This window comes from Oleiphilus sp. HI0128, from assembly GCF_001635365.1.
Window position 1 is genome coordinate 1 of record NZ_LWGG01000758.1, and the last position, 10,066, is coordinate 10,066.

The 10,066-nt window shown below is 45.3% G+C and carries 7 protein-coding genes and 1 pseudogene; 5 read left to right on the top strand and 3 right to left on the bottom strand.

What is annotated here, in order from left to right; genetic code table 11:
* Positions 1-185 precede the first annotated feature (185 nt).
* Both A3763_RS10340 and A3763_RS10345 read left to right on the top strand, forming a co-directional pair.
* Complete coding sequence (locus A3763_RS10340) at positions 186-1,745, top strand: FGGY-family carbohydrate kinase (protein WP_068516483.1); 1,560 nt, start codon at positions 186-188, stop codon at positions 1,743-1,745.
* Between the two features lie 130 nt (positions 1,746-1,875).
* The gene (locus tag A3763_RS10345; protein WP_068516480.1) at positions 1,876-2,082 is read left to right on the top strand and encodes a hypothetical protein; all 207 of its coding nucleotides are present in this window, start codon (positions 1,876-1,878) and stop codon (positions 2,080-2,082) included.
* Between the two features lie 51 nt (positions 2,083-2,133).
* On the opposite strand, the gene A3763_RS10350 is transcribed toward A3763_RS10345, so the two are convergent.
* Positions 2,134-4,842: a nitrate reductase gene (locus tag A3763_RS10350; RefSeq protein ID WP_068516476.1), complete on the bottom strand. Its 2,709-nt coding sequence runs from the start codon at positions 4,840-4,842 to the stop codon at positions 2,134-2,136.
* A gap of 10 nt (positions 4,843-4,852) precedes the next feature.
* Entirely contained in the window at positions 4,853-6,106 is a 1,254-nt protein-coding gene (locus A3763_RS10355; RefSeq protein ID WP_068516472.1) for an NAD(P)/FAD-dependent oxidoreductase, read from the bottom strand.
* A gap of 230 nt (positions 6,107-6,336) precedes the next feature.
* Here A3763_RS10355 and A3763_RS10360 point away from each other — a divergent pair, with 230 nt between their 5' ends.
* On the top strand, positions 6,337-7,434 hold the full coding sequence (locus tag A3763_RS10360) for a hypothetical protein (RefSeq protein WP_068516468.1): 1,098 nt from the start codon (positions 6,337-6,339) through the stop codon (positions 7,432-7,434).
* 430 nt (positions 7,435-7,864) lie between these two features.
* Here the strand turns inward: A3763_RS10360 and A3763_RS10365 are convergent, their stop codons facing one another.
* Positions 7,865-8,845, bottom strand: coding sequence for a response regulator (locus tag A3763_RS10365; protein WP_068516467.1), 981 nt, complete (start codon positions 8,843-8,845; stop codon positions 7,865-7,867).
* A gap of 300 nt (positions 8,846-9,145) precedes the next feature.
* Here A3763_RS10365 and A3763_RS10370 point away from each other — a divergent pair, with 300 nt between their 5' ends.
* Both A3763_RS10370 and A3763_RS10375 read left to right on the top strand, forming a co-directional pair.
* Positions 9,146-9,628 carry a YajQ family cyclic di-GMP-binding protein gene (locus A3763_RS10370; RefSeq protein ID WP_068516464.1) on the top strand — a complete coding sequence of 161 codons (483 nt, stop codon included), beginning with the start codon at positions 9,146-9,148 and terminating at the stop codon, positions 9,626-9,628.
* A gap of 74 nt (positions 9,629-9,702) precedes the next feature.
* A pseudogene (locus tag A3763_RS10375) lies at positions 9,703-10,066 on the top strand (MFS transporter); the annotation flags it as partial.

Here is a 10,066-nt window from a genome sequence, read left to right on the forward strand (position 1 = left end):
CGTTTAGGACTTGTTCTTCCTAAAGGTGGTGAGGCCGTGCTTACTCGCGTCAAGGCTCATTGTTTGGAAGCTTTAGGCTGGGATGAGCCTCGTTGGGATCAGGAGGNGAGCAGGTATCAGCGTATTATTAGTGCTCATTATTCTCTTCCTGTCGAAGAAGCCAAAAAAGAAGAGCGGGTGGTGTGATGAGCGAGCAGTATATCTTCACCATTGATAACGGTACTCAAAGTGTTCGGGCCATAATATTTGATACCCAAGGTAATTTGATCGCTAAGGGCAAACAAGAGCTCGAGCCTTACTTCTCTAGCCAGCCGGGCTGGGCTGAACAAGATCCAGAGTATTACTGGTCTTCATTAAAAAAAGCTTGCGATAAACTATGGGCTGCAGCTGATATTGATCGTTCCAGGATTATTGCAGCAACGGTCACCACGCAGCGCGGTACGGTCGTTAATGTTGATGAGCAGGGAAGGCCTGTGAGGCCAGCCATTGTCTGGCTAGACCAGCGTAGGGCAGAGGTAAAAGGGGATGTGCCCGGTTTTTGGAAGTGGTTGTTTAAAATCGCCGGGGTTGAAGATGTTGTACATCGATTTCGAGAGAAATCGCAGGCATTATGGATTTCCCAGAGCCAGCCTGAAATATGGCGCAAGACACATAAGTTTCTGCTGTTATCAGGCTATTTGAGCTTTAAGCTAACGGGAGAATTTAAAGACTCTGTTGGTGCCCAGGTTGGTTACATTCCCTTTGATTATAAGAAGTTAAAGTGGGCTGCTGAATCAGACTGGCGTTTTAAGATTTTGCCTTCTTTGTGCAAAGACATGTTACCTGAGCTGGTAGATCCTGGGGAATCATTAGGTGCTTTGACCAAAGAGGCAGCAACTCATTTGGGGCTAGATGAAGGCTTACCTATCATTGCCTCGGCGTCTGATAAAGCCTGCGAGATTATCGGCTCTGGCGGCAACCGGCCTGATATCGCTTGTATGAGCTATGGCACGACAGCGACAATCAATACAACTAACTCTAAACATATTGGACCGATTAAATACATGCCGGCTTATCCGGCTGCAATTCCAAAGTACTTTTCATCCGAGATTATGATTTATCGCGGTTTTTGGATGGTGAGTTGGTTCAAAAAAGAGTTTGGCCTACGAGAGCAAAAGATAGCCGAAGAGAGAGGCATAGAACCTGAACAGTTATTTGATGAACTGGTGAACCAGGTTCCGGCGGGCTCGATGGGGCTTATGTTGCAACCATACTGGTCACCGGGTGTGCGCGACCCTGGGCCGGAGGCAAAAGGCGGTATTATCGGGTTTGGTGATGTGCATACTCGCTCCCATATCTATCGCGCTATTCTGGAAGGTTTGGCTTACGGCTTAAAGGAAGGCATGCAGCGTCTGGAAAAGCGAAACGGGCTTAAGGTGAAAACCTTGCGTGTCTCGGGGGGCGGCTCTCAAAGTGATGCCGCGATGCAATTAACTGCTGATGTCTTTGGTATGCCTGCAGAAAGACCTCACACCTATGAAACCTCTGGCTTAGGGGCTGCCATTGATGTTGCTGTTGGTTTAGGCGTTTATGCAAGCTTCGATGAAGCCATTGAGAATATGGCGCGTGTTGGCAAGGTGTTTCAGCCAAACCCTGAACGAGTTAAGTTGTATGCTCGTTTGTATAAAGAAGTTTATTTGAAGATGTATCCCCAGCTGCAACCACTTTATAAGACAATTCGCGATATTACAGGTTACCCTGAGTAGTTTGGGATCTGTATTTCAATAGTAGACAGTATAAAAATGAAAGAGTAGACTCATATTTCTGGTTAAAAAAAGATCAGTGTTGTTCTTATTCCGTTGTAAAAATTTAAAAATAAAAAGCAGGGATTAATGAATGAAAAAATATACTCGAAATACCATTTTATACTCAGCGCTCACCGTTTCGTTTGTTGCAAGCTATTGGATTGTTCGGCAAGACGCCCAGCAACTCGACCCTTTAGTTTCAGATGTGCCCTTGATCGAAATTAATGAGCAAGCCTCGGAAGGCTTTAACACCCCTCGTCAGCCGAGTACCGTACTCGTTAGCCGCTACGACCCTTAGGAGGAATAAGCCTCGTACTTAGCTTGTACGAGGCTTATTGTCAGCTTGCCCTTAAGTAAATAGCGCTTTTATCTCAGGTACGCAAGAGCCACAATTGGTGCCAGCTTTACAGACTTTTCCAACTTCCTGTGGGCTTGTTAGTTGGTGTTCCTTTATTGCCGTTTGAATGGTTTTTTTCCCGACATTAAAGCAGGCGCATATGATTTTACCGACATCCGGCGTACCTATGGGTGGTTTGCCTGTTAATAAAGCCATGCGGCTTTCTGTATCTAAGGTTTCAGGGTGCTTATCGGTATGACTAAATAATGAGGCGATCCAGCTTCGCTCGGGTAGTTGGTAGTTCGAACCTACGATGAGCACAGCTTGAAGTATGCCTTCATTAAAGCAGGCGGTTCGAAATAATCCTTGATGCTCATCTTGATAGGTTTGCCACTCTAGCTCTCCTGAGTGGATTCTGATTTGACTGGACAGATGGGTTTGCCAGTGCTTGATTTGCCGCCTTCCTGCAAGTTCGTAATGGAAGTAGCCATCGCCTTTGATGAGTACGGTGTAGTCAATGCCATCAAGAATTAAAGGGTGACGTGAAATAACAAAACCGTGCCAGTTGGTTTGGTAAGCTTTGATGCTAACCGGCGTGTGCTTGCTTTCGGGTTGGAAGGATATTGGATCAATCTCTGGGTTAACGACTACTCCAACGCGCCCCTGGCTGCTGAATTGAGAGGTCCAGTGCATGGGGACAAATAGCTCTCCCTGCGGAAGGCGTTTAGTGACCTCCACTCGTGCAAGCATGCTTCCCCAATGACTTTCTATTTCAGCTATATCGCCCTGACTTAAACCGAACTTATGAGCGTCTTCAGGAGTGATCTCGACATAGGGCTCCGGCTTATGCTGGTTTAGCCTCGCTGATAAGGCAGTGCGGGTCATGCTATGCCATTGGTCTCGAACCCGTCCGGTATTCAAAGCAAGGGGCCAGGCCTCTGACAATGAGTTAACAGGTGGGCGATGTCTGAGTGCTATGAGTTTGGCTTTGCCGGAGGCGGTAAAGAAACCTCCTTCAGAAAAAAATCGTTTTACACCATTCGGGTGAGTGTTGTTTACGGGCCATTGCACAGGTTCTAGCGAGTCGTATTGTTCGTCACTAAGCTCTGCCAAGCCAGAGATATCGAAATCTCTAGGCCGTTGTTCAGCCGTATTTTTAAAGCCTGTTAGTGCTGCATGTTCCCGAAAAATATCGGCAGCAGATTTAAAATTAAATGCTTCGTGGTAGCCCATGGCTTTGGCTACTTGGCAGATAATCCACCAGTCGGGCTTGGCTTCACCTGCTGGTGGTAGCAGCGCTCGTTGGCGCGAAATTCGTCGTTCGGAATTGGTGACAGTACCGTCTTTTTCGCTCCAGCCCAAAGCGGGCAGTTTGACTTCGGCTCGATCTAAGGTATCCGCATGAGCGACACAGTCAGACACAACGACGAAGTCACATTGTTCAATGGCTTTCCTTACTTTTTCTGCATTGGGAAGGCTGGCGACCGGGTTGGTTGCCATGACCCATAGGGCTTTGATCTTTCCTGATGCGACGGCGTCGAAGAGCTCAATCGCTGGCATGCCTGGTGTATTGGCAAGGTTTGGGGTATTCCAGAACTCACTAAGTAGGCTTGTGTCCTGTTCATTAAACTCTAGGTGAGCCGCGAGTTGGTTTGCTAGACCGCCAACTTCACGCCCCCCCATTGCATTGGGTTGCCCCGTTAATGAGAAGGGGCCGCTGCCAGGTTTTCCAATGCGCCCTGTTGCTAGGTGACAGTTGAGAATGGCGTTAACTTTGTCAGTGCCGGACGAAGACTGATTGACCCCTTGGCTATATAGGCTCAATGTTTCTTGTGTATCACGAAACCATTCGAAAAAAGTCTTGATGATGTGGGGGGCAACATTACACTTCTCGGCGACAGTTGAAATATTGAAGGCATCTTGCTGCGCAGCCAAAATACATTGATCAAAGCCTTCAGTATATCGTTCGAGGTAGTCATTATCGATTACTCCCTCTTGATATAAGAAGGCGAGTAAGCCGTTAAACAAGGCGACATCACTACCCATTTTCACTGGAATATGCAGGTCGGCAATATCGCAGCTATCGGTCTTTCGAGGGTCAATAACGACGAGCTTCATGTCCGGGTTTGTTTCTTTGGCTTTTTTGATGCGTTGGAACAGTACCGGGTGGCACCATGCTGCGTTAGAGCCTATCAGAACAACTAGCTTAGAGAGTTCAAAATCTTCATAGCAGTTGGGAACCGTGTCGCTGCCGAAGGCGCGCTTATGGCCAACGACGGAGGAAGACATGCATAGACGGCTGTTAGTGTCGATATTGGCGCTGCCAATAAACCCTTTCATCAGCTTATTAGCGACGTAATAATCTTCGGTTAAGAGCTGGCCAGAAGCATAAAACGCAACGGACTCGGGGCCATATTGATCGATAGTTTCTTTAAATCGGGTAGCGACATGATTGATAGTCTGATCCCAGCTGGCCGTTTTCCCTTTGATAATGGGCTTCAATAGCCTGCTAGATAGATCTAGGGTTTCACCTAGTGCCGAGCCTTTTGAGCAGAGACGGCCAAAGTTAGCTGGGTGGTGCGGGTCGCCTTGTATTGTCACGTCCCTGTTATCAGCGTGTGTTGTTGCAATAATGCCGCAGCCTACACCACAGTAGGCGCAGGTGGTCTTTATTTCCTGCGGTTTTGTGCTTGTCTCTGTTGAGTTGATCATTTGAGTCATCTTGATGTTCCTAACCCGCTAAATCTAAGGTGGTAGTTTGCTTGGCGGTTTGAAAGTAGCCTTGGCCGAATATCAAAAACTCTCTCATGTCTTCGATATTGCAGCGCTGTTCAAGTAAGCTTTGATACCATGAGCCGTCTTTGGTATCGCCATATAGAACAACGCCTATGATGTGCCTATCTTTGATAACAAGCTTTTTATATACCTTGGCAGAAGGATCAGAAAAACGGATTTCCTCGCTTTCTTCATCACCTAAGAAATTACCGAGTGAGAATAAGTTAATACCGGTTACTTTTAATTTGGTCGCACTGGGGAGAGTCTTGTATTCCGCAACACCGTGGCCACTGAGGTGATTAGCACATACTCTGGCTTGCTCGAACAAAGGTGCTACCAGGCCAAAAGTGTCGCCTCTATGCTGAATGCACTCCCCCACAGCATAGATGCTAGGGTCGTACGTTTGTAATGTATCGCTGACAACAATGCCTTTTTCACAATGTAAGCCCGCTTTCTCAGCCAGTTCAAAATTTGGCCTGACGCCAATCGCCATAACAAATAAGTCGCAGTCGAGCTCACTTCCATCGGCAAAGCGAACGGCTCTAACATGCCCTGAATCATCTGCAAGAAGCTCTTCTGTCTCGGCCGGCATTTTAAACTTAACGTTTCGGCTTGTGAGTTCCTGCTGGAGTAAGTGACCGGCTGTCGCATCGAGCTGTCTGTTAAGGAGCACTTCCTTGCTATGAATAACGGTAACGTGCATGCCTCGCTGCGCAAGGCCGTTGGCTGCTTCAAGACCTAGTAGCCCGCCGCCTAAGACCACTGCATTCTTTTTTGTCTCGCTATAGGCAAGCATCTTATTGACATCATATATATCGCGAAAGGCGATCACACCTTCGAGTTTGCTTCCTGGAATAGGAAGAATAAAGGGTTTAGAGCCTGTTGCTATCAGTAGTCTGTCATAACGTGCTTGAGTGCCATCACGTGCTGTGACGCAACGTTTGCTTCTATCGATATCAATAACCAGCTTATCTGCTCCGGAATACAGGGTTATATTATGGTCGTGATACCATTGCCGGTCATGAATAATGATATCTTCAATGGACTTTTCTCCACAGAGTACGGGGGATAGCATGATTCGGTTGTAGTTGCCGTAGGGCTCAGCACCAAAGACCGTAATATCAAACTTTTCAGGAGAGGCGCTGACTAACTCTTCTACAGCTTTCATTCCAGCCATGCCGTTTCCGATTACCACAAGCTGCTGCTTCATCTCTAATCTCCGTACTGCCGTGTTATGAATGCTATAATCAATACATTGCTAATTTTTGCAAGTTATCGCAGCAATTTATATACCATTGGAGGTATGATTCTAACTCAACATGGTTAAGTACGCTGCAAGTCTCTTTAATAAGGCACTTAAGATTGACTTAGCTTAAGTTCATATACGGTTCACGGATGGATTAGTTTTGCACTATTTTGGTTCAACGTGTGGGTTGTTTGATGCGCCAAGGTCGATATAAAAATAATTATAGAATGTTTCATCGTTTGCTTGTTTTTATCTGTGTGTTGTTATCGTGGCGCATTTCTTATGTCGATGCTAATGAACTCAAAAAGACCGACATCGCCTTGCCAGCTTCCTATGAGGGTGACTCAAGCGCTCAAGATGAGATAGCAGAGGGCTCCCCTTACTTCGATAATTCGACTATCTCCTGGATTGAAACAAAACGCAGAGCATTGGCCGGAGATATCGTTGCTTTAGGCGCATATATTGATGGTTTGATGGGTGATCTAGAAGCCATTTCAGATCACAATCAAAGTTATGTAAAACTTTATTTGGGCTTAGGTGAGTCGAAATACTATGGGACAGAAGCGCTTCATAGATTGCGTTTTAGTTTAGATTTACCCATAACAAAAAGACGTTTTCGTTTTATTTTGGAAAGTGAAGATGAAGAAGCAGAAAACTCCGTGGATCAGGAGAGTACTAGGTCCTCCTTGAGTGAAGAGTCCGGTGAGGATGGCATTAATGCAAGTTTTAGGCTTTTATTTGATGCACGCCATTGGGATCGCCTTTCCTTTGACTGGGGGCTTAAAGCAAATTTGGACCCCGATATATTTTCAAGGGCTCGAGGAATTCGTAGCTGGAGTTTGTCAGAAAAGTGGTCATTAACTTTCTCTCCAGAGTTGTTTTGGTATGAAAGCCGGGGGGCAGGAGCCCGATCATCTTTCGATTTTGATCGCTTGGTTGGTGACTTTTATCTGCTTCGTCTACAGTCTTCCGTTGTTTGGTATGAAAGGTACGGACACAGGCGATACGTTCAAAACCTTGCTTTTTTCCATGACATCAATCAGCGGCGAGCGCTGGAATACTCGTTTGGATTTTCTGCCGATGAACGACAGCATCATACCGTTGTATCAGAGTATTTTGCGCAAATTCGCTATCGACGTAATTTGTATAAAGGCTGGTTTTTCTATCAGTTGAATATTGGCACAACATTTCCTAGGGAATATGAATATAAAACTAACCCTTTTATCGGTATCAGGTTTGAAATTTTGTTATCTGATGACCTGGAGAAAGTGCTAAGAACACGCCTTTACTAAAGCGGACAGACACAAAAAAAGGCTAAGTTCATAAAAACTTAGCCCTAAATTGCTTGAAGATAAGCAAAACGAAAATGATGAAGAACTTGTAAATAGCTTTGGATAATAGCAGCCCGAAAAAACAGCGGAGGTACAACAAAACCCTCCGCTAACGGGGGATACTACTCAAATCCACGAAAATAATTCTAGGTTATAAGAGGCCGTAACAATATAGTTTTTGAGTAAGGTCTTGTAAGGGATTGTGTTGCTATTGTGAGGTGCTGTGATGTGATGTACTAGCCTGCTAGCGAGCCTATAGACGGCTCGGTCTACAGGCTTTGGCAGTCTACTTATATTGAATAAATAACGAAAACGGCAGGCGGAGGGTTTCACCCCTAGCATGATCAACCCCTTGCCGTGCTATCCCATTTTGGAGTATTAATCGGGCTATTTACAGTATGCTAGTGTTCGGCTCATTCTTCCAGCGAGAGATTACAATCGTGTCTGTTTCAATTGCCTGGCGCATTTGCTGTTGGCAGCCTTCTTCTATGTCACTTACGCGCGGCACTGAGGCACTATCATCAACTGTACAAATACATGATGCGATTTTGACTGACACATAACCGGAAGCTGTGCGGAAAGATTTTAGATTTATACCATCATGAATGCGGCGATAAGAACTGATAGAGCAATGATCTATGTTGCCAAAGTTAGCGATGATCGCGTATTGATGTTCTGCAACGCGGCAAAGAACATCTAAGGGGCGAATTAGGCTTCTTAAGCGGCGCGTTATACCTAGTGCGACTTCTTCACAGGTCATGTGGTTGTGCTGCTTTTTGATGACAGGCCAGTTTTTGATATCAATTAGCATGTAACTAATTGCGCCACCACGAGACTCGGTGTGCCTCAGAAAGTTTGCTAAAGTCTCTTGCGCGAGACGTTTATTACCAATACCTGTTTCAATATCGACAATATTCTTTTCTTCGAGGTGTTTATTGTTTTCAATGAGCAAATGATTTGCAGACAGTAAAGTATTCTGTCGCTCTGACATTCTGTCTGCGGCATACACGCGAGGAAGAAGTTGCTTAGACATTTCTGACTTGAAGATGAAGTCGTCGATACCTTTGTCGAAGGCTTCATTTAGAGCGCTGCTACCTTCTTTCGCTGTCAAGAGTATTACATAAGTAAAGTGGTTGTTTTGCTCATCTAACTGCCGGACTTGAGCTGTTAACTCTAAGCCATCAATTTCTGGCATTAACCAATCTGCAATGAGTACACTAGCTTGGCGCTTGTCTAGCATCGCTAGGGCTGTGTTGGCATCGTTGGCGATGCGGACGTCTCTATAGCCTGCTTTGCCAAGCGTTTTGGCTATGATTGTGCTGCTGAATTTTGTGTCATCCACTACTAGAATGGAAAGATCGAGATTGGGCATGAGTCCAGGTCCTTATCCGAGTCTCTGATTCTTCAATACGATATACAAATCCGTTTACTATTTCGGCTATCGCGTGTAGCGCTAAGCGCTTATGGTCAGCGTGCTTAGTTGCTACAAAATTCTACTGCGAGAAAAAGTTACTCAGCTTTATTATTGTTTCCCCAGTTTAGACGTGTTTTTAGCTTTGTGCGAAAGTCATTTACAAGAGATTCTCTTGAAACTGATTTTTCAAGTAACTACTCAAGTCACTACCCGCTATAATGGGGAAAATTTATTGTTAATGATACGCGGGAGTATACCATGCCATCTTTTGATACGGTCTCAGAACTTGACATGCATGAGGTCACAAATGCAATTGATCAAGCAAAACGTGAACTAGGTAACCGTTGGGACTTTAAAAATGTTCAGGCCGATATTGTTGTCGAAGGGACACGAGTCACTTTTTCAGCCGAGCAGGACTTTCAGCTTGAACAGCTTATCGAAATGCTGCAGATGGCATTTGCTAAACGAAAGCTTGATGTTCGTTCTCTGACTGAGGCGGGTGACAGTAAAGCGGGCAAGTTAGTTAAAAGAAGTTTTGATATCAAACAGGGAATTGATAAAGATGTTGCACGAAAAATGGTTAAGATGGTGAAAGAAGCCAAGCTTAAAGTTCAGGTGGCAATTCAAGGTGATAAAGTTCGTGTTACGGGTAAAAAACGAGATGACTTGCAAGAAGTGATGCGCTTCTTCAAAGAATCGGATCTTGATATTCCGCTGCAATTCAATAATTTTAGAGATTAAGCTTAGAACGCTGAATCGGCTGTTGCTTCCTTTAGGGTGCTTTTATCTTCAATTCGCGATGAAAATATAAAAATATGTCTCAAGCACACTTAGGCTGGCGCCAGTCTTTAAGCTCTCTAAAGCACCCTCGGGTTCTGTCGATGCTGTTCTTCGGGTTTTCGGCAGGAATTCCCTTACTGTTAATATTTTCTTCGCTGTCTTTATGGTTGCGTGAAGCAGGGGTCGAACGCTCGACGGTTACTTATTTTAGCTGGGCGGCTTTAGCCTATTCTTTCAAATTCTTATGGGCGCCACTTGTTGATCGCCTTCCTGTGCCTTTGCTAACAGCCAGAATGGGGCGTCGAAGAGCATGGTTATTGATTTCCCAGCTAGCTGTTATGTCTTCTATCGCAATGATAGCTGCCGTTAACCCGGCTCAAGAAAGTGCTTTGAGCGTTA